Annotated in this window: 24 protein-coding genes and 3 tRNA genes; 20 read left to right on the top strand and 7 right to left on the bottom strand. The window is 66.1% G+C overall.

Going from position 1 to position 23,172, the window contains the following annotated elements; all coding sequences use genetic code 11:
- Positions 1 to 36: 36 nt before the first annotated feature.
- On the bottom strand, positions 37 to 480 hold the full coding sequence (locus tag ABL308_15045) for a DUF6491 family protein (GenBank protein XBQ16254.1): 444 nt from the start codon (positions 478 to 480) through the stop codon (positions 37 to 39).
- Positions 481 to 603: 123 nt separating this feature from the next.
- Between ABL308_15045 and dusA the strand changes: the two genes are divergently transcribed.
- Complete coding sequence (dusA, locus tag ABL308_15040) at positions 604 to 1,602, top strand: tRNA dihydrouridine(20/20a) synthase DusA (GenBank protein ID XBQ16253.1); 999 nt, start codon at positions 604 to 606, stop codon at positions 1,600 to 1,602.
- A complete protein-coding gene (locus ABL308_15035) occupies positions 1,599 to 2,414 on the top strand; it encodes a sulfite exporter TauE/SafE family protein (protein ID XBQ16252.1) in 816 nt (271 codons plus the stop codon). Before dusA ends, ABL308_15035 begins: the two co-directional genes overlap by 4 nt.
- Here the strand turns inward: ABL308_15035 and ABL308_15030 are convergent.
- Positions 2,411 to 2,602, bottom strand: coding sequence for a DUF1289 domain-containing protein (locus tag ABL308_15030; GenBank protein XBQ16251.1), 192 nt, complete (start codon positions 2,600 to 2,602; stop codon positions 2,411 to 2,413). The genes ABL308_15035 and ABL308_15030 overlap by 4 nt on opposite strands.
- Before the next feature lie 127 nt (positions 2,603 to 2,729).
- Here ABL308_15030 and ABL308_15025 point away from each other — a divergent pair, with 127 nt between their 5' ends.
- The 3 genes from ABL308_15025 to ABL308_15015 are packed head-to-tail and all read left to right on the top strand — an operon-like array spanning position 2,730 to position 5,753.
- The gene (locus ABL308_15025) at positions 2,730 to 4,073 is read left to right on the top strand and encodes an amidohydrolase (protein XBQ16250.1); all 1,344 of its coding nucleotides are present in this window, start codon (positions 2,730 to 2,732) and stop codon (positions 4,071 to 4,073) included.
- A gap of 10 nt (positions 4,074 to 4,083) precedes the next feature.
- Positions 4,084 to 4,497, top strand: coding sequence for a RidA family protein (locus ABL308_15020; GenBank protein XBQ16249.1), 414 nt, complete (start codon positions 4,084 to 4,086; stop codon positions 4,495 to 4,497).
- 14 nt (positions 4,498 to 4,511) lie between these two features.
- A complete protein-coding gene (locus tag ABL308_15015) occupies positions 4,512 to 5,753 on the top strand; it encodes a DUF819 family protein (GenBank protein XBQ16248.1) in 1,242 nt (413 codons plus the stop codon).
- Here ABL308_15015 and ABL308_15010 read toward each other — a convergent pair.
- The 3 genes from ABL308_15010 to ABL308_15000 form a co-directional block, all read right to left on the bottom strand.
- Positions 5,750 to 7,135 (bottom strand): sodium:solute symporter family protein, encoded by a 1,386-nt coding sequence (locus ABL308_15010; GenBank protein XBQ16247.1) that lies wholly within the window; start codon positions 7,133 to 7,135, stop codon positions 5,750 to 5,752. The genes ABL308_15015 and ABL308_15010 overlap by 4 nt on opposite strands.
- 112 nt (positions 7,136 to 7,247) lie before the next feature.
- The gene (locus tag ABL308_15005; protein ID XBQ16246.1) at positions 7,248 to 7,493 is read right to left on the bottom strand and encodes a helix-turn-helix transcriptional regulator; all 246 of its coding nucleotides are present in this window, start codon (positions 7,491 to 7,493) and stop codon (positions 7,248 to 7,250) included.
- A 10-nt stretch (positions 7,494 to 7,503) separates the two neighbouring features.
- Entirely contained in the window at positions 7,504 to 8,004 is a 501-nt protein-coding gene (locus tag ABL308_15000) for a hypothetical protein (protein ID XBQ16245.1), read from the bottom strand.
- A 130-nt stretch (positions 8,005 to 8,134) separates the two neighbouring features.
- On the opposite strand from ABL308_15000, the gene ABL308_14995 reads away from it, so the two are divergent.
- Entirely contained in the window at positions 8,135 to 8,905 is a 771-nt protein-coding gene (locus ABL308_14995) for a CPBP family glutamic-type intramembrane protease (protein ID XBQ16244.1), read from the top strand.
- 106 nt (positions 8,906 to 9,011) lie between these two features.
- On the opposite strand, the gene ABL308_14990 is transcribed toward ABL308_14995, so the two are convergent.
- Complete coding sequence (locus tag ABL308_14990) at positions 9,012 to 10,667, bottom strand: acyl-CoA dehydrogenase family protein (GenBank protein XBQ16243.1); 1,656 nt, start codon at positions 10,665 to 10,667, stop codon at positions 9,012 to 9,014.
- Positions 10,668 to 10,828: 161 nt separating this feature from the next.
- Between ABL308_14990 and ABL308_14985 the strand changes: the two genes are divergently transcribed.
- The gene (locus tag ABL308_14985; protein XBQ16242.1) at positions 10,829 to 11,971 is read left to right on the top strand and encodes a hypothetical protein; all 1,143 of its coding nucleotides are present in this window, start codon (positions 10,829 to 10,831) and stop codon (positions 11,969 to 11,971) included.
- Positions 11,972 to 11,974: 3 nt separating this feature from the next.
- On the opposite strand, the gene ABL308_14980 is transcribed toward ABL308_14985, so the two are convergent.
- Positions 11,975 to 12,844, bottom strand: a complete 870-nt coding sequence (locus ABL308_14980) for an RNA methyltransferase (GenBank protein XBQ16241.1) — start codon at positions 12,842 to 12,844, stop codon at positions 11,975 to 11,977.
- Between the two features lie 146 nt (positions 12,845 to 12,990).
- Here ABL308_14980 and ABL308_14975 point away from each other — a divergent pair.
- The 13 genes from ABL308_14975 (at position 12,991) to rplL (ending at position 23,168) form a co-directional block, all read left to right on the top strand.
- A tRNA-Tyr gene (locus ABL308_14975) sits at positions 12,991 to 13,076 on the top strand.
- Between the two features lie 119 nt (positions 13,077 to 13,195).
- Positions 13,196 to 13,837, top strand: a complete 642-nt coding sequence (locus tag ABL308_14970) for a hypothetical protein (protein ID XBQ16240.1) — start codon at positions 13,196 to 13,198, stop codon at positions 13,835 to 13,837.
- 360 nt (positions 13,838 to 14,197) lie between these two features.
- Positions 14,198 to 14,271 (top strand) — tRNA-Gly (locus tag ABL308_14965).
- Positions 14,272 to 14,356: 85 nt separating this feature from the next.
- Positions 14,357 to 14,794 (top strand): phosphoribosyltransferase family protein, encoded by a 438-nt coding sequence (locus ABL308_14960; protein XBQ16239.1) that lies wholly within the window; start codon positions 14,357 to 14,359, stop codon positions 14,792 to 14,794.
- Positions 14,795 to 14,949: 155 nt separating this feature from the next.
- Positions 14,950 to 16,125 carry an elongation factor Tu gene (gene tuf, locus ABL308_14955; GenBank protein XBQ16238.1) on the top strand — a complete coding sequence of 392 codons (1,176 nt, stop codon included), beginning with the start codon at positions 14,950 to 14,952 and terminating at the stop codon, positions 16,123 to 16,125.
- Between the two features lie 378 nt (positions 16,126 to 16,503).
- On the top strand, positions 16,504 to 19,482 hold the full coding sequence (locus ABL308_14950; GenBank protein ID XBQ16237.1) for a TonB-dependent receptor: 2,979 nt from the start codon (positions 16,504 to 16,506) through the stop codon (positions 19,480 to 19,482).
- A gap of 202 nt (positions 19,483 to 19,684) precedes the next feature.
- Positions 19,685 to 19,760: transfer RNA gene (locus ABL308_14945), tRNA-Trp, on the top strand.
- A 43-nt stretch (positions 19,761 to 19,803) separates the two neighbouring features.
- On the top strand, positions 19,804 to 20,094 hold the full coding sequence (secE, locus tag ABL308_14940) for a preprotein translocase subunit SecE (protein XBQ16236.1): 291 nt from the start codon (positions 19,804 to 19,806) through the stop codon (positions 20,092 to 20,094).
- A gap of 5 nt (positions 20,095 to 20,099) precedes the next feature.
- Entirely contained in the window at positions 20,100 to 20,633 is a 534-nt protein-coding gene (gene nusG / locus ABL308_14935) for a transcription termination/antitermination protein NusG (GenBank protein XBQ16235.1), read from the top strand.
- A 132-nt stretch (positions 20,634 to 20,765) separates the two neighbouring features.
- Positions 20,766 to 21,197 carry a 50S ribosomal protein L11 gene (gene rplK, locus ABL308_14930; GenBank protein XBQ16234.1) on the top strand — a complete coding sequence of 144 codons (432 nt, stop codon included), beginning with the start codon at positions 20,766 to 20,768 and terminating at the stop codon, positions 21,195 to 21,197.
- 3 nt (positions 21,198 to 21,200) lie between these two features.
- Positions 21,201 to 21,911 (top strand): 50S ribosomal protein L1, encoded by a 711-nt coding sequence (gene rplA / locus ABL308_14925; protein ID XBQ16233.1) that lies wholly within the window; start codon positions 21,201 to 21,203, stop codon positions 21,909 to 21,911.
- Between the two features lie 315 nt (positions 21,912 to 22,226).
- Positions 22,227 to 22,742 (top strand): 50S ribosomal protein L10, encoded by a 516-nt coding sequence (gene rplJ / locus ABL308_14920; GenBank protein ID XBQ16232.1) that lies wholly within the window; start codon positions 22,227 to 22,229, stop codon positions 22,740 to 22,742.
- Between the two features lie 48 nt (positions 22,743 to 22,790).
- Positions 22,791 to 23,168, top strand: coding sequence for a 50S ribosomal protein L7/L12 (rplL, locus tag ABL308_14915; GenBank protein XBQ16231.1), 378 nt, complete (start codon positions 22,791 to 22,793; stop codon positions 23,166 to 23,168).
- Positions 23,169 to 23,172 lie beyond the last annotated feature (4 nt).

The following is a 23,172-nucleotide window of genomic DNA, read 5'->3' as shown; positions in this document are numbered from 1 at the left end:
CCGCGTTAAGCCTCAGGGTGAACGACCGGTTAAGGCTCAGTAGCCGCCTTGCTCGACCGCGACCGTCGGATCCCACTCGTAAATCCGGTCGATCGCGCAGGAGCGCGGCGGCAGGCCTGCTTCGTCCGGGCCGAACACGCTGTCATAGGGGATGATCTGATCGCCGCGCCTCAGACAGCTCGAACCGTATTGTTCGAAGCTGAGCGATTGCGCGTACTCCAGATCCGAGCATATCCCGAAGGTCTTGATCAGATAGTGCTCGTTCACCCCCGCCTCGACGATCACAGAATTGTCGGTGGTCTCACCGAAGCCGTCGATATTGCGGGAAAAACAGATGCGGTCGACTTCCGTGCCGAGCCGCGGATCGCCCTGATAGGCCGCAAAGTCGTCGGGATCGTTGATCATTTCGCCCGGTGCGGCGCAGGCGGCGATCATAGCCGGGACGGCGAGCGCTGTTGCGGCGAGCCATGCGGTTTTCATGTTTCGGTCTCCTGACTGTTCGGCCCCGCTACTGCAGGGCCAACACGCAGCGGCGCCGGTGCGTTCCGTATACCTGGGGCGCCTGGTTTGCGCTTTTCCCGCCTACAGCCTACATCGCCGCCCATGACCTGTGCGAGCCCCGCCCCTGACCGCCGCTTTTCGGTGGCGCCGATGATGGACTGGACCGACCGGCACTGCCGGGCGTTTCATCGCATCCTCACGCGCCGGGCTCTGCTTTATACCGAGATGGCGGTCGATCAGGCGGTGATCCGCGGCGACACGGAGCGGCTGATCGGGTTCGACCCGGCCGAGCACCCCGTCGCGATCCAGCTGGGCGGCTCCGATCCGGCGGCCCTGGCCCAGGCCTCGAAGATCGCCGAAGGCTTCGGATACGCCGAGATCAATCTCAATGTCGGCTGCCCGTCCGACCGGGTGCAGAACGGCCGCTTCGGCGCCTGCCTGATGCGCGAGCCCGAGCTGGTGCGCGACTGTCTCACCGCCATGCGTGAAGCGGTCTCGGTTCCCGTCACCGTCAAGCACAGGCTGGGCGTCGACGATCAGGAGCCCGAAAAGACCCTGTTCGGCTTCGTGGACACGGTCGCCGAGAGCGGCGTGACGAGCTTCACCGTCCATGCGCGCAAGGCCTGGCTGAAAGGTCTGAGCCCGAAGGAGAACCGCGACGTGCCGCCGCTCGATTACGCGCTGGTGCGCCGGTTGAAGGCCGAACGGCCCGATCTCGAGATCATCCTCAACGGCGGGCTGACGACGCTGGACGAAGCCCTCAGCGAACAGGGCCCGCTCGACGGCGTGATGCTGGGACGCGCGGCCTACCACACCCCCTGGCTCCTGAGCGAAGTCGACAGCCGGGTGTTCGGCGAGATCGATCCTGTGAGCGATCCGGTCGACGCGGTGCTCGCCTACCGCCCCTACATCGAGAGCCAGCTCGAGCGCGGCGTCAGGCTGCACGCGATCACCCGGCACATGCTGGGCCTGTTCGCGGGCCGGCCCGGCGCCCGGAAATTCCGCCAGATCCTGTCTGAAAAGGCCAACCGGCCCGGCGCGGACTGGGCGGTGGTCGAAGCTGCGCTCGCCGCCGTCGCGCCGGAGCGCGTCGCCGCGTGATCGAATATCTGCCCTTCATTCTGGCGCTGCTCGCCGTGGGCGCCGGCGCGGGCCTGATCGCCGGACTGTTCGGCATCGGCGGCGGCGTCGTGATGGTGCCGGCGATGTATTACGTGCTCTCCGCGCTGGGCTTCGAGGAGACCGCCATGCACGCCGCGGTGGGCACATCGCTCGCGGTGATCGTGGCGACCTCGCTCAGATCTGTCGCCGCACACGCCAGGCGCGGCGCGGTGGATTTCAAGATCATCCAGGCCTGGGCGCCCTGGATCGTGCTGGGCACCTTCATCGGCGCGGCGATCGCCGATTTCGCGCCGGGGCGCGTTCTCACCGCGCTGTTCGGCGCCGTGGCCTTGCTGCTCTCCGCGCAATTCTTCTTCGGACGGCCGGACTGGAAACTCGCCGAGGACATGCCCGGACTGCCGCTCAGCGGCGTGCTCGGCACGGTGATCGGGACGCTGTCGGCCCTGATGGGCATCGGCGGCGGGGTGTTCGGCGTGACCCTGATGAGCGTGTGCGGGCGGTCGATCCACACGGCGGTGGCGACCTCGGCGGGCTTCGGCGTCGCGATCGGCCTGCCCGGCGCGATCGGCTACGTGATTGCAGGGCTGGACGAGCCCGCCCGCGCACCGTTCTCGCTGGGCTATGTGAACATGGCCGGCTTCGTCTGCCTCGCGGCCGCAGCGGTGTTCCTCGCCCCGGTCGGCGCGGCGCTCGCCCATAAGCTCAACGCCGAGCGCCTGAAACAGGCCTTCGCGATCGGGCTGCTGCTGGTCGCGCTCAACATGCTGCGCGAGGCGACGTTCGGCGGTTAGCGTGCCTTCGCCGCGCGATAGGCGGCCTCGCGCCCCTTCAGCTCGGCTTTCACCGCGAGCCGCTCCTCTTTGCTCATCAGCGTCCAGCGCCCGAGCTCGTCGAGCGTGCGGAAACAGCCCACGCAGATGCGCTCGCCGGGATCGACCAGGCAGATTTTCTTGCAGGGAGACCAGATCGGCGGGTTCATGACCGGCACACTAGGCCGGGCGGATCAGGACACAAGCGCCGATCGCCGCGGCGCGCCTGTCCGGCTGCCCGGTTGACGCCCCGCTCCGCCGGGTCTGGTATGACCGGCGAACAGGGGAGACTCAGTCATGCGCCGACTTCTGACCGCCGCCGCCGCCGTTTTCGCGCTCGCCTCGCCGAGCCTGGCCCAGGACGATATCGGCGCCGCGCTGGACGCTGACTGGAACGCCCATCTGCAGGGGCTTTACCGGCATCTGCACGCCAATCCGGAGCTCTCCTTCATGGAGTTTCAGACCGCCGCGCGCATGGCCGAGGAGCTGCGCAACGCCGGCTACGCGGTGACCGAGGAGGTCGGCCGCACCGGCGTCGTCGCGGTTCTGGAGAACGGGCAGGGGCCGACCATCCTGATGCGCGCGGACATGGACGGGCTTCCCATGCGCGAGCAGACCCCGCTGGAGTTCGCCTCCACCGTGGTGGGCGAGGACCGGCTGGGCCAGGAATTCCCGGTCATGCACGCCTGCGCGCACGACACCCACATGACCGCTCTGGTCGGCGCGGGCCGCTGGATGGCGGACAATCGCGACGCCTGGTCGGGCACGCTGGTGCTGATCGCCCAGCCCGCCGAGGAGATCGGACTGGGCGCCATGGCGATGCTGGACGAAGGGCTCTATGAGCGCTTCCCCACCCCCGACGCGGTGGTGAGCCATCACACCTGGGGCTACATGCCGGCCGGCGAGATCCGCTACGTGCCAGGCTACGCCATGGCGAATGTCGATACTGTTGATCTCTACGTAAAGGGGATCGGCGCGCACGGGGCGAGCCCGCATCTTGGCAAGGACCCGATCGTGATCGCGAGCCAGATCGTCATCGGCCTTCAGACCCTGATCAGCCGGGAGCTGTCGCCCTTCGAGACCGGCGTGATCACGGTCGGCGCCTTCAACGCGGGCACCAAGCACAACATCATCTCGGACGAGGCGCATCTGCAGCTCACCGTGCGCTCCTACACCGACGAAGTGCGCGAGAACCTGCTGACCGGCATCGAGCGGGTCGCGACCGGGATCGCCATGGCGGCCGGTCTGCCCGACGAGCTGATGCCGGTGGTGGAGATCGAGGAGACCTACACGCCGGCGGTCTTCAACGACCCCGCCCTGTCCAATCGCGCCGGCGCGGTGCTCGAAGCGCGCTTCGGCGAGCGGGTGGCGACCGCAGACCCCGTGACCGGCGGGGAGGATTTCTCCCGCTACGGCCGCACGGAAGAAGACGTGCCGATCTTCATGTTCTGGGTCGGCGGCCAGCCCATGGAGGTCTGGCAGGAGTATCAGGCGCGCGGCGAAACCCCGCCGGCGAACCACTCGCCTTTCTTCTACACCGACGCGGAAACCGCGGTGACCACGGCGGCCGAAGGCATGGCCGTGATCGCGCTTGATCTGTTCAACAACGGCGTGCCGTCGGGCGACGGCGCCGCGCAGTGAGCGGCCGTCCATGAAAACCGAAACCATCGCGGGTCGGACCCGCGTCACCTCCGGCGCGCCCTGGGAAGACAAGGTCGGCTATCGCCGCGCCGTGGTCGCGGGAGATCATGTCCTCGTGGCGGGCACCGTGGCCGTCGGAGAGGACGGCGGTTGCCACCGGCCGGGCGAGGCGGGTCCGCAGGCCGAGCGCTGTCTTCAGATCATCGTGAAGGCGCTGGAAATCGCGGGCGCCCGGCCCGAGCATGTCGTAAGAACGCGCATGTTCGTCACCGACATGACGCCTGAAACCCAGGCCGCCGTCGGTGAAGCGCACCGCAAAGTGTTCGGCGCCTGCCCGCCCGCCTCGACCATGGTGGGCGTCAGCGCGCTCGCCCATCCCGATTTCGTCGTCGAGATCGAAGCCGACGCCGTTCTGCCAGACTAGGAGCCCGCGCGACCGTGGACATATCGCTCATACCCGCCGACCAGCCGGTCGCCGTCATGGCCGGCCTGTTCGGCATCGCCGCTGCGGGCTTTCTGCTCGAGAAAACGAAGATCGGCGCGCTTCTGACCGGCACGGTCTGGGCGATCCTGATCGCCATTCTCGCAACCAATCTGCGCGTGCCGGTCGGGACCACGGAAACCGGAGAGCAGATCTGGATGGGGGTGATGCCGTTCAGCTCCAGCGCCTATGATTTCGTGTTCCGCTACGCCGTGCCTGTGCTCATTCCGCTGTTCCTGATGAAGGCGGACCTGCGCCGAATCCTGTTCGAGACCACGCGCATGACCGGCGCTTTCGCGATCTGCTGCGTGGCAACGCTCTTCGGCGTTTTCGCTGCGGTGTTCGTCGTCGATCTCGGCGCGCAGGAGGCGGCGGTGGCCGCGTCGCTGACCGGGTCCTACACCGGCGGCACGGTGAACTTCGTGCCGCTGACCCAGATGACCGGGCTGTCCGAAGACGGCGCTCTCGTCGCGGCGATCGTGGCCGCCGACCATCTGGCGAGCGCGAGCTGGGTCGCGGTCATGGCCATGCTTCCCGGCCTGGCCTGGCTCGCCCGGCGCTATGTTCCGCGCGATCACACCCAGGGCGAGATCGAGGAGGCCGGCGAGGGCGGCGGCCGGGCGACCTCGCTCAGCCTCGCCCTGACGCTGACCTACGCCCTGGTCGTCGTGGCGCTGGGCGATGCGCTCGTGCGCGCCGGGGCCTACGCGTTCGAAACCTGGTGGGGGCTGGGCCCGGACGATCTGCGCGCCGCGATCGGCGTGTCGATCGGCGATCTGCGCTATGTCGCCATCACCATGCTCGCACTGATCCTTCCCACTGTCGTACCCGGACAGATGGCCAGGCTGCATGGCGGGTTCGAACTCGGCGTCGTGTTCGCCTTCATGTTCTTCGCCGCCATCGCAGCGGAATCCAATATCGCCATGTTGCTCGAGGCGGCGCCGCTGATCGGTCTGTTCATCTTCGTGCTCGTCAGCGTCCATGCGGTCGTGGCGCTGGTGCTCGCGAAGTTCGCCCGGCTGTCGCTGCCTGAGATCCTCATCGCGTCGAACGCGGCGATCCTCGGGGCGACCACCGCGCCCGCCCTGGCGGCGGCGAAGGGCTGGCGCGATCTGGTCACGCCGGGGGTTCTGATGGGCGTGCTCGGCTATGCGGTGGGCACGGTGCTCGGCACCACGGTGTTCGGCCTTTTGAACTAGGCTTGCGATTGCGGTCCCGCCGGGCGGGACCGCACCAACCCCGCAGCCCCGTAAGCCGCCGCCGCAATGGCGATCGACAGAAGAAAGCCGCCCGGGATCACGAACACCCAGTCGGCGAGCCAGATCGTCACGAGGCCTGCGGCGAGAGCGGACAGCGCGCTCCACTCCCCGCCGAACCGGCTGTGAAGGCCGATCAGAAGCGAGACAAGAAGCCCCGCCGAGCCCAGAGAGCTGGCGATCTCGACCAGCCCGTAGATCGTCTCGCCTGAAAACGCGACCGCCAGCGCGCCCAGCCCCGCGACCAGCGTCAGCGCCCTTGCGGCGTAGAGCTTCTCGCGCACTCCGGCCTTTGGGCGGGCGCGGGCGTAAAGGTTTTCCGTGGCAAGTCCAGAGACGGCCAGAAGCGCGCTGTCGACGGTGGACAGGACCGCGGAAAACAGCGCGCCGACGAACATCACAAACAGGGCGCTGGGCAGAAGTTCCGCGGCCATGAGCGGCAGGTAGAGATCGCCCGCCTCCGGATCGAAGCCGATCCCCGCGCCGACAAGGCCGAAGGCGAGCGGGAAGACGCCGACCACCAGATAAAGCCCCGCCGCGAACAGCCCGCCGCGCACGGCCGTTCTCGCCGTCTTCGCGCCGAGAAAGCGCGCGATCATCTCCTGCGCGACGATCGAGCCCAGGATCGGGATGGCGAAGGCGTCGACCCGCTCGATCCAGCTTTCGCCGGGCGGGACCAGAATGAGCTGAGCCGGTTCGATCGCCGCCAGCGCTTCGGCGGGCCCGCCCGCCCGCGCGATCAACAGGACGAGCATCACCGCGAGACCGGCCAGCACGACCAGGCTCTGAAGGACGTCGGTGATCACGTCGCCCAGAAGACCGCCCAGCGTGGTGTAGACCATCACGAGGCCTGCGCTCATGATGATCGCGACGGGGACGGGCAGGGCGGTCACAGCGCTCAGAAGCGAAGCCAGAGCAAGCAGTTGCGCCGCCGCCCAGATCACCGAAGTGGGGATGGAAACCAGCGCCGCGGCGATCTCCGCCTTCGGCCCGAACCGGTCGCGGAAGAAATCCGCCAGCGTCAGATAGCCCTTGGCGCGAAGCGCGCCCGCCACCAGCAGCGCGGCGGCCGCAAGGCAAAGCGCATACCCCACAGGCTCGGCCCGGGCGCCGGCGAGGCCTTCGTCGGCGATCGCCGCGCTCGCGCCCATCACCGTCTCGCCGCCGAACCAGGTCGCGAACAGGCTCACCCCGAGGGTCAGGACGCCCAGCCGCCGGCCCGCCACCAGATAATCGGCGTCGCCGCCGATCCGCCGCGACGCCCAGACCGCGATCCCGAGCTGGATCAGCACGTAACAGATCAGTCCGATCGTGATCGCAGACATGGCTCGCACCCCCTCTGCTACGGTTAGCGCGGGTCTTGCGGGTAGGGAATGGCCTCCCTCCGCGATCGAGGCGGACCAGACGCGGCTCAGGCGTGCGTGCGAGATATGGTCCCTAGCTTTCGCCCTGGTCGTCTTCAGCGCTGTAGACCGGCTCCCCGGGAACGAAATCGAGAATGTCGCCCGGTTTGCAGTCGAGATATTCGCACATCATCTCGAGGTTCTTGAACCGGATGCCTTTCAGCTTGCCGGACTTGAACAGCGACAGGCTCGTTTCTGTCAGCCCCAGATGCTTGGCGAGGTCTTTCGACTTCACCTTCCGCTTGGCCAGCATCACGTCGAGATTGATCACCAGGGGCATATGGCCGGCCTCACAGGAAACTACGGTTTTCCTCGACCTCGGCCTGGGCGAGATCGAGGGCGCGGGCGGCGAGGAAGATGATCAGGCTGATCAGCAGTTTGCCGATCTCGGTGATGTCGATGACCGGTGAGACAGCGAACGCGCCGGCCTCCCGAGAGACGACAATCGAGTTGATCAGGCTCTGGGCGACCATGTCGGTCACCATCGCGGCCAGCAGGAGCACAGCCAGGCGGCGCAGATCGCGCGTGCTCTCACGCCAGTGCTCCGAGATCGTACCGAGCCCGCGCACCGTCTTCGCGCCCTGGAGCAGGGTCGCGACGAAGAGCGTCACCGGGACCGCGGCGATGAGAAAGCCGACCGGTCCTGCGCTCCCCGCCGAGCCGGGCGTCGCCTGATCGAATTCAAGGCCGGGAAACTGAACGCCGAAGCCGGCTGAGGCGATCGTGGCGGCTGCGATGGCGAGCGTCACGGCGGCCCAGGCCAGCAACGCGTAGCTGAGAAGTCGATACATGTTCATTCCCAGAAATCCAATTTCTGTTGATACGAATTTAAACCGCGCTTAAAGAAGTTTCAACCGCCGGATAAGAGCGGTTTGAAAACCCTTTGGTCGAAGACGGTCAGGTCTTGTACGGAGAATACAGATGTCAGAGTCACAAATCTTCCCGACGGCGCCCCAGACGCAAGCCTCTGCGACGCTGCCGCGGATGAACAGCCTCACCAAGGCGCTGGTTTCGGTGATCGCGATCGTGGGCGGCTACTACGCCCTGGGACGCACGTTCAGCTATTTCCTGGGAGACATCTCCCCTGGCGGCTACGCCATCATGTGGTCCACCTTCGCCACTCTCACCATCGCGGTCGGCGCAATGGTCTGGGCGGTCGCGACGGGCCGCGGGCTGGGCTCGCTCGGGTTTCGCCGCCCGGGACGTATCTGGCTGGCTGTCCTGCAAGGGGTTTTGATCGCGCCGGTCATGATGGTGATCGTCAGCCCGATCGCGATGTTCCTGATGTCTCTGGGCTTCACGTCCGAGATGAATTTCAACCCGATCGCCGGGCCGAACATTCACATCGCTTTCGCGATCGCCATGGTCACCATGTGGGTCAACGCCGCTCTCGGTGAGGAAGTGATCTTCCGCGGCCTGCTCATGAACAACGTTCAGCGGGCGCTGGGCGACGGCTGGCTCGCCGGCATCGTGGCCGCGTTCGCAGTCGCCGCTCCGTTCGGCCTGCTGCACTATTTCGGCCAAGGCTGGTACGGGGTGATCATCACCGGCAGCGTCGGCTTGCTGCTGGGCCTCTTCTTCCTGATGACCAAGCGGAACATCTTCCCGGTCTTCATCGCCCACGGCGTCTTCAACTCGATCAGCTTCACCGCGCTCTATCTGGGCCAGCTGCAGTCTGCCGGATCGGTCTAAGTCGAAACACCAACCCGCCTCTGGAGCGCTCGCCAAAAACACGGTCGAGCGCTCCAGCTTTTTGCCTTTCGTGACCGGTGTCGGCGCGAGATACGCGGCTCGCGCGTCACCCCGCCAGCCGCGCCCGGCCGATCAGCCAGTCGGTGTCGATCTTCGCTTCGCCTGCGCCGAGCATGGTCGGGGTCTCTGCGATGCGGCGGGCGATGTAGGCGTCGGCGGCGGGGTCTAGGCCGGCGCCGATCAGGGCGCTCGCGGTCAGCGCGGTCGCGGCGATTTCGGTGAAGCGGCGGGCGTCGGCTTCGCCGATCCCTTCGGGCGCCATGGCGAGCAGCGCGTCGAGCCGGGCGTCGAGCGCGGGGTGGGCGCCGCGCGCGGTTTCGAGCTCGGCGGCGAGGGCGTGTCTTGCGGCGGGGTCCTTGCCGAGCGCGCGCAGCACGTCGAGCGCGATGACGTTGCCCGAGCCTTCCCAGATCGCGTTGAGCGGGCTCTGCCGGAACATGCGGGGCAGGGGGTGCTCCTCGACATAGCCCGCGCCGCCATGCGCCTCCATGGCCTCGTAGACCAGATACGGCGCGCGCTTGCAGATCCAGTATTTCGCGATCGGGGTGAGCAGGCGGGCCAGCGCCGCCTCGTGCGGGTTTTCGACCGCCTTGTCGAAGCTGCGCGCGACGCGGAAGGCCAGCGCCAGCGCGGCCTCGGCCTCGAGGCTCAGCTCGGCGAGCACTTCACGCATCAGCGGCTGGTCGACCAGGCGGCGCTGAAACGCGCTGCGCCGGTCGGCGTGCCAGACCGCGGCGGCGGCGGCGTTGCGGATCAGCCCGGCGCTGCCCGCCAGGCAATCGAGCCGGGTGTGGTTGACCATTTCGATGATGGTGCGCACGCCGCGCCCCGGCTCGCCGATCCGGCGGGCCCAGGCCTGTTTGTATTCGATCTCCGAGCTGGCGTTGGACTTGTCGCCGAGCTTGTCCTTCAGCCGCTGGATCTCGATCGTGTTGCGGGTTCTGTCAGGCCGCCAGCGCGGCACGAGAAAGCATGACAGCGCCGCGCCGTCGCCTTCGCCCTCATAGGCCAGCGTCAGGAAGCCGTCGCTCATCGGCGCGGAGCAGAACCATTTGTGCCCGGTCAGGGTGACCACGTCGCCGTCCGCGCTCTCGGCCCGCGTGGTGTTCGCCCTCACGTCCGAGCCGCCCTGCTTTTCGGTCATCGCCATGCCGAGCGTCAGTCCGGCCTTGTCTTCCGGCGGGATGAAGCGCGGATCGTACTTTCCGCTCGTCGCGCCTTCGATCCAGGGACCGGTCCAGTCTGCGTGCTTCAGCGCGGGCACGCAGGCGTAGGTCATCGATTGCGGGCAGCACACGCCCGCATCCGCCGAGCCCATGATCATCAATAGCGCGGCGTGCAGGGTGTGCGGCGCGTCTTCGGTGCGCCAGGCCGCCGCCGAGACGCCGTTCGACAGCCCCAGCTCCATCAGCGCGTGATAGGCGGGGTGAAACTCCACCTCGTCCACGCGCCGGCCGAACCGGTCGAAGGGTTTGAATTTCGGCGGGTTCTCGTTGGCGATCCGGGCGAGGTCCTGCACCGTCTCCGACCCCGCCGCCTCGCCGAAAGCGGAAAGGTGGGCGGCGTGCACGCCGCCGCCGTTGCGCTTCACGGCGTCGCTTAACATGGCGTCGGCGGCGTAGACGTTCACGCCGGTCATCGGTTCGGACTGGTTGAAGACGGCGTGGGTGGACAGCTCGGTGCGGGGGGCGTGGTGTTTCATGCCGCCAGTAAAACGCCGCGCCGTGCGGCCTGTCGAGGCCGCGCGCTGTCGATCCTGTCAAGCTCCGGTAAGGACATGGCGCATGTGAGCAGGCATCAAGCATCCATAGGTGCGCGACGATGCATCTTCATTGCGACGCCGTCTTGAAAGGGAACTCCGCCATGTCCTTCACCGCCAGCCTCCTCGCCGCCGCAGCCCTTCAGTCTGCGCCCGCCGTGGTCATCGAGGATTTCGCCGGAGAGATCCGGATCGAGCAGGGCGCGGCGCTGTCTGCGCGCATCGAACGCGCAGGCGATCGGCCGGGCGAGATTTCCGAAACCGGTGACGGCCTGGCCATCGACGGCGGGGACACGCTGCGCCGCTGGCGCTGCTTCGGGCGGGAGGGGGAAGAACGGGTGGGCCGCCGCCGCGGCGACGCGCTCGCCTTCGACGCGCTGCCCCTGCTGATCGTGACCACGCCCGGCCCGATCGATCTGGAGATCTCGGACAGCATTTTCCGTGGCGCCGCCGGCGATCTTGCGGCGCTCAATCTGTCGGCCTCGGCGTGCGGCGGTTTCATCGCCGGCGACATAGAGGGCGACGCCCGGGTTTCGCTGTCCGGCGATATGGAGGTCCAGCTCGGCGATGTCGGCGGCGCGGCGCGTGTGAGCCAGTCCGGCTCCGGCGCGGTGAGGCTCGGCGCTTCGGGTTCGCTGTCGGTCAGCCAGTCCGGTTCGGGCGACACCAAAGCCGGCGACGTCGCGGGGCCGCTCGAGATCGGGCTGTCCGGCTCCGGCGGCGTCGAGGCGGGTTCGGCTGCGAGCGCGGAGGTGCGCGCGTCCGGCTCGGGCGGGGCCGAGATCGGCGATGTGGCCGGACCGCTTTCGGTCCGGCTTTCCGGCGCGGGCGGCGTGACGGCCGGCGATGTCGGCGCGTTCGAGGGCCGGACCAGCGGCTCGGGCGGCGTGCGCCTCGGCGACGTGGCGGGCGTGGCCGATCTGTCGTCCAGCGGCGACGGCGGCCTCAGCGCCGGCGCGCTCGGCGGTTTGATCTTCAACGCATCGGGGTCGGCCGACGTGCGCGCGGACTCGGTGAACGGGCCGATGCAGATCCGGCTGGGCGGTTCGGGCTCGGTCACTGTCTCGGACGGCCGCGCCGAGCCGTTCGAGGTCACCGGGACCGGGTCTGGCGGCGTGCGCTTCGGCGGGCACGCGATCACCCCGAAAGTGCGCCTGACCGGCAGCGGCGACGTCGTCGTCGGCGGGTTCGAGCAGTTCGGCGAGATCCGCACCAGCGGCTCGGGCCGCTTCACGGTCGCTGACTGAGGCTCAGTCGTTCGGTCCGATGAAGCCCGGGCCGCCGAAGCCTTGCGGATTGATTCGCGGGTCGTGGCGGGAGGCCTCGTAGAGCGCCACCGCCGCGGCCGCGGAGACGTTCAGGCTTTCCGCTTTCGGCCCCATCGGGATGCGTGCAAGCAGGTCGCAATGTTCAGCCACGCGCGGGCGAAGGCCTTCGCCCTCCGCGCCCAGCACCAGCACCAGACCAGGCCCGGCGTGATCGGTGACCGCGCTTGCGAGCGTGGCGTCCGCTTCACCAGCGAGCCCGATCGCGAACCGGCCGGCCTTTTTGAGTTCGATAAGCGTGTCGGCGATGTTGGTGACCTCGACGAAGGGCACCGTTTCCGCACACCCGACCGCGGCCTTGCACAGCGCGCCGAACATGGGCGGGGACTTGCGATCCTGCATGATCACCGCGCGCGCGCCGAACGCGGCGGCCGAGCGGAACACCGCGCCGACATTCTGCGGATCGGTGATCTGGTCGAGCACGACCAGAAGCCCGTGCGTGGGCTCGGTCACCGCCGCGAGCGGTTCGGGCGCGAGGGCGGCGGCCTTCAGCGCGAAGCCCTGATGAACCGCGCCTTCGGGCAGGCGCGAGGCGATCTCATGAGGCGGCTCCAGGCTCGCGCGCTTGAGGTCGGCGTCGGACAGATCGTCCGCCGCGTTGCGCGTCACATGAAGCGAGATCGCCCGCCGGCGCGGATTGGCGAGCGCGGCGAGCACGGCGTGCCGGCCCCAGATCCACCCCTCGCCAGGCGTCTCGCGGCGGTGGTCCGAGCCGGGCCTGCGGCCGTGTTTGCGGCGGCCTGCGGACCGTGCTGCAGATGGCTTTTTCTCGGTGTTGCGCCTGCTAGGGGCCATGACTATAGTCCGCGCTCCAAATCGGGGAGGGCCTCGGTAAAGCCTTGCGCGCACGAGCGCAACGGCCTCACGCGGAGCCCCGGTGCGGACCCGGGCGGACGGTGCATTTCACCGGCCGCTGCGATCTTCCCGAGATCGCGCCCTGTGGAGGGGTGGGAGAGTGGTTAAATCCAGCAGACTGTAAATCTGCCCGCTTCGGCGTACGCTGGTTCGAATCCAGCCCCCTCCACCATTTATTTTTCTAAAACCATGTATTTATTAGAGATATTTGATTAGAGATTGGGAAACCCACCAAAATTTCCCTCATAAAATTTACAATGCGAAGCACCCAGCTTTGTATAATATTCTCGCTTGAGTTTTATCGGTGCTTTAGGGCGGGCGACGCTAGGCATGCTTAGCAAATTTGCGATAGCTACGGGCGTCGTGATCGCGTTCGTTTTCATTGCGGCTGTTGCTTTTGTCGACGCTAGCGCGATGGAGAAGCTGAACACGGTAATTGCTATCTGGGGAATGATGCTGTCCGCTTTCGCGCTGTACTATTTGCATCAAAACTTTCAGCAGATAAATAAATCAAATAGCGAAATAATAAGAGCAAACAATGCGCAGCTTTCTCCATACCCCCAGCTGAGCAATCCTCAGCTAGATTATAGCGCAGCGGTAAACCAATTTAGGATTACATTCAAAGTTCACAATGTAGGATCTGTACCAATTTACGACCTGTATTATCAATCAGAGTTTTTTAATTATGGAAAAGTCGGTGGTTTGTGTTTTGATGGATCGATAAGCTATATTGGTCCTGGTTCGAGCGATGAAATTATCCTGTTGATTGATGGGTGCCATCATAAGGAACATGGGGGTCCATTCCCGATGAGTGAGCGTTTAAATCTCAAAATTTTCTGGGATGACTATTTAGGAAAAGAAAAATGGCTGAAGCAGTTTTTTCTAATGGCGTACGACGCCGATCAGAAACTCATAATTGGGAGATATGAGTAATTCGGGAGGGCCCCCAATTACCGGAGGGACGTCGCGCCACGGAAGTAAATTGGGACCGGCCCGCGTGAGCGGAACCGGCCCCAAGCGCTGCGAGGGACTATCACAACGCGCCCCGGCCTCGATGACGGGAGGGAGGCTGGGTTTCCTGCCGCGCGGTCCTGCATAGACGTCCACCGCAGGCTCTCGGGGTTTTGCCGCACTCGCCGAGTTGCGGGGACGCTTTGCGGACCCTTCGGGCGCGTCGTCGCGTCGTCCAGCTCTCCCGCCTGCATCGGCCCGCCCTCGACCGTCCGGCGAGCAGGCGACGCACATCCCGCCCTCGACAAACCGCGCCCGGCCCGGGTATGTCGGGACCTGAACGCGGGTGTAGTTCAATGGTAGAACGGCAGCCTTCCAAGCTGCATATGTCGGTTCGATTCCGATCACCCGCTCCATCGTCTCTCATCTCGCCTCCCTGCACGCCTCGACGGGCCGGCCCGCGCCGTGCGATGAAGCGCGCCTGACGGGGAGGACGGCCGTATGCTGAAGCTGGACTGGACCGATATCGAGGCGATGGCCGACAGCCTGGCCGAACAGATCGCGGCCGCGCACGGCCCGGTCGATCCCGGCGCGCTGCTCGTCGGCGTGTCCCGCGGCGGACTGATTCCCGCCGCGCTGGTCGCGCACAGGCTCGGCCTGCGCAAGGTCGCCTCGCTTGGGCTGATGTCCTACGCGGACGGCCCGGACGGAGAGCAGGGCGCGCTGGTCGATTACGGCCCGGCCCCGGACGGCGCCGCGATCGTCATCGACGACATCATCGACACCGGACGCACGCTCGAAGCGATCCGCGCGCGCTATCCCGACGCCGTGGTGGGCGCCCTTGTCGACAAGACCGAAGGCCGCTCGGGCGTGATCTCGGCGCGCCAGACGCCGGCCGGGCTCTGGGTGGCGTTTCCGTGGGAGAGCGCGGAGGCCTGAAGCCGGCGCTGCGCGCTTCTTTTGCAATACGGCGCACGGCTCGGCATTCGGCCCTTGCCTTCTCTGAGATCGGACGTTATGCCCCGCGCTCAGTTTTTGCGGCGGCGCGCGTTGCCGGCGTCCGCCCGGTCCAGTCCTAGTAAGAGGTCCCGACCATGGGTAAGGAAAAGTTTGAACGCACGAAGCCGCATGCGAACATCGGCACGATTGGTCACGTGGACCACGGCAAGACGACGCTGACGGCTGCGATCACGAAGTATTTCGGCGATTTCCGGGCGTACGACCAGATCGACGGCGCTCCGGAAGAGAAGGCGCGCGGGATCACGATCTCGACCGCGCACGTCGAGTACGAGACCGACAACCGCCACTATGCGCACGTCGACTGCCCGGGCCACGCGGACTACGTGAAGAACATGATCACGGGCGCGGCTCAGATGGACGGCGCGATCCTGGTGGTGAACGCGGCTGACGGCCCGATGCCGCAGACGCGCGAGCACATCCTTCTGGCGCGCCAGGTCGGCGTTCCGGCTCTGGTGGTGTTCCTCAACAAGGTCGACCAGGTCGACGACGAGGAGCTGCTCGAGCTCGTGGAGATGGAAGTGCGCGAGCTTCTGTCGAGCTACGACTTCCCCGGCGACGACATTCCGATCGTTGCCGGCTCGGCGCTGGCGGCGATGGAAGGGCGCGACCCGGAGATCGGCGAAGAGAAGATCAAGGAGCTGATGGCGGCGGTCGACGAGTTCATCCCGACGCCCGAGCGTCCGATCGACCAGGACTTCCTGATGCCGATCGAGGACGTGTTCTCGATCTCGGGCCGGGGCACGGTCGTGACCGGCCGGGTCGAGCGCGGGATCATCAAGGTGGGCGAAGAGATCGAGATCGTGGGCATCCGCGACACGGTCAAGACGACCTGCACGGGCGTTGAGATGTTCCGCAAGCTGCTCGACCAGGGCCAGGCGGGCGACAATGTGGGCGTTCTGCTGCGCGGCATCGACCGCGAGGGCGTGGAGCGCGGCCAGGTTCTGGCCAAGCCCGGCTCGATCACGCCGCACTCCAAGTTCGAGGCCGAGGCCTACATCCTGACCAAGGAAGAGGGCGGCCGTCACACGCCGTTCTTCTCGAACTACCGTCCGCAGTTCTACTTCCGGACCACCGACGTGACCGGCGTCGTGACCCTGAAAGAGGGCACCGAGATGGTGATGCCGGGCGACAACGTGGAGATCAATGTCGAGCTGATCACCCCGATCGCGATGGAAGAGAAGCTGCGCTTCGCTATCCGCGAAGGCGGCCGCACGGTGGGCGCGGGCGTGGTGTCGAAGATCATCGACTAAGCCTCGCCGCTAAGCCGAGCGACACGAACAAGCGCCCCGGAGCCCTGCTCCGGGGCGTTTTTCGTGCAGGTGGGCAGGCGTGACTGAAACCGGCGAACCGATTCCCGGCGGCGCCGCAATTGTGTGGCTTTCAGGGCGCGCTCTGCGCCGTAGATTTCGCAGCGCGCTGCTGGCTTCAGGAGAAATTAAAAAACGTACATAAAATCAGCCAGATGATGCACACGCGGCGATGCAGCAAAAATGTCACAGCCGCGAGCTTGCAATAGCTCCGGAGCCTTCAGGGGTTTGCGGCGGCGGCGAAAATGAAGCTAGCTTCGTCACATACGGTTCACACACCCCTGTGTGCGGGCCGTGTTTGCTGCAATCGGGGAGAAAAAGATGCAAAGCAAGCAAATCAAAGCGTGGGCGCTCGCCACCACGCTGTTTACCGGCATGGCGGTGGCCACGCCGGCTTTCGCGCAGGAGGCCGACTCTGAAGAGGAAGCCCAGCGCGACACGATCACCGTCACCGGCTCGCGGATCGTCCGTCAGGACTTCACCGCGAACAGCCCGGTCACCACGGTGACCGCTGAAACGCTCGAGCTGTCCCAGACCCTGACGCTGGAATCGTTCCTGAACGAGCTGCCGCAGGTCATCCCGGGCAACAACCAGTCGTCCAACAACGCCGGCGGCTTCGACTTCGCCACCATCGACCTCCGCGGTCTGGGCGCGAACCGGAACCTGGTCCTGGTCAACGGCTTCCGTCTGCCTCCGTCCGCGACCAGCGGCGCGGTCTCGCTCGACAACATTCCGACCGGCCTGGTCGAGCGTGTCGAAGTGGTGACCGGCGGCGCCTCGGCGGTGTACGGCTCTGACGCCATGTCGGGCGTCGTGAACTTCATCCTTCAGGACGACTACGAAGGCGCGGAAATCAGCTACAACTACACCGTGGCTGAAGACGGCAACTCGCCGCGTCACGCCGTCGACTTCCTGCTGGGCGGCAACTTCGACAACGACCGCGGCAACATCGTCATGGCCGGCAGCTACTACTCGCGCGGCAGCGTGCTGCAGTCCGAGTACGAGTACTCGCAGGTCGCGGCCGCCATCTACGGCGTCCTCGACGGTGGCGGCGCTCTGGTCGACTCCTTCGTCGAAGACGATCTCGACGACCTGCTTGCTCGCCGCGACCAGATCGTCGCCGGCGGCGGTGCTGTCATCCCGCTCTTCTCCGGCGGTTCGGCGACCCCGCCGTGGGGCGTCGTGAGCAACAACGCGTCGAATCCGTTCCAGAACCTGGATACCGCTCTGCCGGGGATCTTCGGCGCGGTGGACCTCGACTGCGACCCGTCCACGCCCGACGTCCCGTTCAGCTCGGGCAGCCTCGCGTTCGATCGCGACACGGGCGCGCTCGAGCCGCAATTCAGCGGCGGTTTCGGCTGCCGGATTCCCAACGGTCCGTTCGGCAACTCGCTGTCCAGCCGTTACAACTTCGCGCCGGACAACTACATCGTGATCCCGGCGGAGCGGTATAACTTCTCGGTGTTCAGCACCTACGACCTGCCGCGCGGCATCACCTGGTCGAACTCGATCCTGTACAACCACATCGAGAACCAGGTTCAGCTGGCGGCCACCCCGGCCACCGGCCTGGTGGTCTCGGTCGCCAACCCGTTCATCCCGGCCGATCTGGCGACCGCGCTTGCGACCCGCCCGAACCCGAACGCGGACTTCGTGATGAACTGGCGCGCGACCGACGTCGGCAACCGGATCTCGGACTTCGACAACAAGTCGCTGATCTTCCAGACCGGTCTCGAAGGGCAGCTGGGCAACGGCTGGCTGTGGAGCGCCGACTACATCTTCTCGAAGGTGGAATCGGTCACCGACAGCCGCAACTCGGTCAACCGCACCGCGATCGCGCAAGGCCTGCAGGGCTGCCCCGCGACCGGCGCGCTGCCGGGCTGTGAGTGGGTCAACATCTTCGGTGCGGGCAACCTCACCGACAGCATGGCCTCGTTCCTGCGCACCGACACCCGCGAGCTCGGCTTCTCCGAGCGTCACCACATCACCGCGTTCCTGACCGGCGAGCTCTTCGAGCTTCCGGCCGGCGCCGTGGCGTTCGCGACGGGCTTCGAATGGCGTGAAGACGAAGCGGGCCGCGTGGTCGACGATGCTCAGCGCAACGGCGACATCTACGGCTTCAACGCGGTTCAGAACATCGCCGGTTCGACCCGCGTGGCTGAAATCTACGGCGAAGCGATCGTGCCGCTCGTCGGCGATCTGCCGTTCGCCGAGCTGATCGAAGCTGAAGTCGGCTACCGCCTGTCGGAGTACAACACCGGCACCGGCACGGTGGACAGCTGGAAAGCGGGCATCAACTGGACGGTCAACGACATCCTGCGCTTCCGGACGATGTACAACGTGACGGTCCGCGCGCCGTCCGCGTTCGAACTGTTCCAGAACGGCGACCAGGGCTTCCCGGGCTACACCGACCCGTGTAACGCGTCGGCCAGCCCGTCGGCTGCGGTCCAGGCCTTCTGTATCACTCAGGGCGTCCCGGCTGCGGCTCTGCCGACCTTCGCTCAGGCGAACTCGCAGGTCGAAGCCTTCGCCTTCGGTGATCCGGGTCTCGGCCCGGAAACCGGTGAGACCTTCACCATCGGTCTCGTCGCCACTCCGGAACTGCCGTTCGGTGATCTGAGCGTGACGCTCGACTACTACGACATCGAGATTTCCGACGTTATCTCGACGGTCGGCGCCGGCACGATCCTCGCGAACTGCTTCGACGCCCTGGATCTGACCGATCCGTTCTGCGCCCGGATCACGCGTGATCCGTCCACCGGTCAGATCGACTTCATCAACACCGGCCGCGAAAACTCGGGCCTGCTGACGACGTCCGGCATCGACCTGCAGCTCGTGTTCAGCACCGACCTTCCGGTGTTCGGTCTGGACGGCCGCCTGACGGTGAACAACCTGCTGACGTGGGTTGAGGAGTGGGGCTCCGGCACCTCCGACATCGTCGGCACGACCACCGGTCAGATTGGCTCGGCCTTCCCCGAGTACAAGAACGCGATGACCGTGACCTACGCTCTGCCGTCGGTGACCGGTCAGGTCCGCTGGACCTACGTGGACTCGATGGAAGACCGCTGGTTCGGCACGGGCAACGACTGGTCGCCCGACACCGAAGAGATCCACTACGTGGACGCCTCGGTGCGCTGGGACATGACCGACACCTTCTCGACCACCTTCGGTGTGCAGAACGTGTTCGATCAGTTCCCCGAACAGCACCTGTCCTCGGTCATCGGTGGTCAGGGCAACGTCGACCCGCAGAACTACCGTGCGCTGGGTCGCATGTTCTCGATCACCCTGCGCAACCGCTTCTAAGGTTCGCAGACGATCACAGACTGGGGAGGGCGGCCTTCGGGCCGCCCTCCTTTTTTGTGGGGCGGCCCGGCGCGGGACCGTTTTCATATTGGGGCTTTTCAAGCGGGGCCGGGGCCGTTAGAACGCCTGCTTCGATCGCTTGGACAGCTCTGGAGCGCGTGCTAAAGGACGCGCCCGGTTCGTGCCGGGCGTATGCGTGTCTAGGGGTGTAGCTCAGCTGGTAGAGCGGCGGTCTCCAAAACCGCAGGTCGGGGGTTCGAGCCCCTCCGCCCCTGCCAGGCGCGACTGTGTCGGCGAGCCGTAGGAACGAGTGATTTAGCGATGGCGCGAAACACCAAAAGCCGCCAGCCCGCCAAAACGGGTTCCAGCGGGAAAGGCGCTTCGTCTTCGAACGCCGCCGCCGCGCCGGCGCGCAAGAAGACGACGAACCCGCTGAAATTCTTCGGCGAGGTGCGCCAGGAGGGCCGCAAGGTCACCTGGACCAGCCGGCGTGAAACGATCATCTCGACCATCATGGTCGTGGTGATGGCCGTGATCGCGGCGATCTTCTTCTTTCTGGTCGATTTCGTGATCGGCCGGATCGTTCAGTTCATTCTCAGCCTCGGAGCCTGAGCCGGATGTCCGCAAAGTGGTACATCGTCCACGCCTACTCCAACTTCGAAAAGAAGGTGGCCGAGGCGATCCGCGCCGAGGCCGCGATGAAGGGGCTGGAGGACAAGTTCGAGGAAATCCTCGTGCCGACCGAAGAGGTCGTCGAGGTGCGCCGCGGCCGCAAGGTCAACGCCGAGCGCAAGTATTTCCCCGGCTACGTCCTCGTGAAGATGGACATGACCGACGAGGCCTATCACCTCGTCAAGAACACGCCGAAGGTCACCGGCTTCCTGGGCTCGGGCAAGCGTCCGCTGCCGGTGCCTGAAAGCGAAGTCAAATCGATCATGGGTCAGATGGAAGAGGACGCCGAAAAGCCGCGTCCCACCGTCTCCTACGACATCGGCGAGACCGTGCGCGTCACCGACGGCCACTTCCAGAGCTTCAACGGCGTCGTGGAAGAGGTCGACGAGGACAAGGGCCTTCTGAAGGTCGCGATCAACATTTTCGGCCGGGCCACCCCGGTCGAGCTCGAATACGGCCAGGTGGAAAAGACCGCCTGATCGTACACAGGTGCGGGAGGATCCGGGAAAGTCCATTCCGGGTCCGCACCGCGCCGCCCACCAGGGATCGGACGTGGTGTCCGGTCCGCCATTCACTGACGCTCCACACGGGGCGAACGGAAGAGTAGGGATATGGCGAAGAAGATCACAGGTTACATCAACCTGCAGGTTCCCGCCGGCGCGGCGAACCCGAGCCCGCCCATCGGGCCGGCTCTGGGTCAGCGCGGCGTGAACATCATGGAGTTCTGCAAGGCGTTCAACGCCAAGACCCAAGAGATGGAAAAGGGGATGCCGATCCCCACGACCATCACGGTCTACCAGGACAAGTCGTTCACCTTCGTGACCAAGACCGCTCCGGCGAGCTTCTACCTGAAGAAGGCCGCCAAGGTGCAGAAGGGGTCGGGCGAAGCGGGCAAGTCCGCGCCGATCGCTTCGGTCACGAAAGCGCAGTGCCGCGAGATCGCCGAAGCCAAGATGGCCGATCTCAGCGCCAACGACCTGGACGCCGCGCAGAAGATCATCGAAGGCTCGGCCCGGTCCATGGGCTTCGAGGTGGTGGGGTAAACGATGGCCAAGATCGCTAAACGCACCGCCGCCGCCCGCGAAGGTCTCGACCGCGACAAGCTCTACCCGCTCGACGAAGCGGTGAAGCTGGTCAAGGCGCGCGCCACCGCGAAATTCGACGAGACCATCGAGGTCGCCGTCAATCTGGGCGTCGACCCGCGCCATGCCGACCAGATGGTCCGCGGCGTGGTCTCCCTGCCGCACGGTACGGGCCGCTCGGTCCGCGTCGCCGTGTTCGCCAAGGGCCCGAAGGCTGAAGAAGCCAAGAAGGCCGGCGCGGACGTGGTCGGCGCCGAGGACCTGGTCGAAACCGTCCAGGGCGGCGAGATCAATTTCGACAAGGTCATCGCGACCCCCGACATGATGCCGCTGGTGGGCCGTCTGGGCAAAGTGCTCGGCCCGCGCGGCATGATGCCGAACCCCAAGGTCGGCACCGTGACCATGGACGTGGCCAAGGCGGTCGCGGACTCCAAGGGCGGCGCGGTCGAGTTCCGCGTCGAGAAGAACGGCATCGTCCACGCCGGCGTGGGCAAGGCCAGCTTCTCTGAAGAGGCCCTGACCGAGAACATCCGCGCCCTTCTGGGCGGCCTGGTGAAAGCCAAGCCGTCGGGCGCGAAAGGCACCTACGTCAAACGGATCGCCATGAGCTCCACGATGGGCCCGGGCGTGAAGATCGACACCGCCGAAGCGAGCGCGCCGACCGAGGCCGCGTAAGCGACGGTGAACGAGTTCCCCGCTCCGGTTCGCCGGGGCGGGGGTCGACAGGACCGGCGAGGGGCTCGCCTTTCACTGGTCCGACCTGTCCGAGATCCCGGGGGAGGGGGCGTTCGCGCCCGCTCTTAATCCAGACGGCCCCGGGTGAGACAGAGCGACGATCGATTTTGCGGCGGCCCTCGCGGGCGCCGGGAGATCGGTTCGAGCCCTGGGGCAGGCATGCGCCGACCGGCGCGTCCGTTCCTCGGGGCGGAGGCGTCGTCCGGCGGCTTGAGCGAGCCGTCCACGGGGGACGGCTCAACTAGGGAGACCGCAATGGATCGCACCACCAAGGAAGCGGCGGTCGCGGAGCTGACGGACGTGTTCGCCAGCACCGGGGCAGTCGTTCTGGCCAACTATTCGGGCCTGACCGTTGCGGAAATGACGAAGCTTCGCGGTCAGCTCCGCGAGCAGGGGGCGACCCTCAAGGTCGTCCGCAACCGGCTCGCAAAGATCGCGCTGAAGGGTCAGAAGGGTGAAGCGGCGGCCTCGATGTTCGAGGGTCCGATCGCCATCGCCTATTCCGACGACTTCACCGCGGCGCCGAAAGTCGCGATCGAGTTCGCCAAATCGAACGACAAGTTCGAGATCGTCGGCGGCTTCATGGACGAGGAAATCATGGACGCCAAAGGCGTCGAGGCCCTCTCCAAGATGCCTTCGCGCGAAGAGCTCATCGCCACGGTCGTCGCCCGTCTTCTGGGTCAGGCCGGCGAGATCGTCTCGCGGGTCAACAATCCGGGCCAGACCCTGGCCGGGCAGATCCAGACGATCGCAGAGCAAGCCGAAAGCTAGTCGTCTCCGCATATCGAACCGAACTCTCCATCTAGAAGGAACTGAGACATGGCCGACGTCGCCAAACTCGCTGAAGAGCTCCTGGGCCTCACCATCCTGGAAGCCAAGGAACTCAACGACATCCTGGAAGAAAAAGGGATCAAGCCGGCCGCCGCTGCGGTCGCCATGGCTGGTCCCGCCGCCGGCGGTGACGCCGGTCCGGCCGCCGAAGAGAAAGACGAATTCGACGTCATTCTCGTCGAGGCCGGCGACAAGAAGATCAACGTGATCAAAGAAGTTCGCGCGATCACGGGCCTGGGCCTGAAAGAAGCCAAAGAGCTGGTGGAAGCCGGCGGCAAAGCCGTCAAGGAAGCCGCTCCGAAAGCCGAGGCCGAGGAGATCAAGAAGAAGCTCGAAGAGGCTGGCGCCAAGGTCGAGCTCAAGTAAGCCG

It is taken from the genome of Oceanicaulis sp., assembly GCA_040112665.1.
Classification (GTDB): domain Bacteria; phylum Pseudomonadota; class Alphaproteobacteria; order Caulobacterales; family Maricaulaceae; genus Oceanicaulis.
This window is presented reverse-complemented; position numbering and strand designations above follow the sequence as displayed.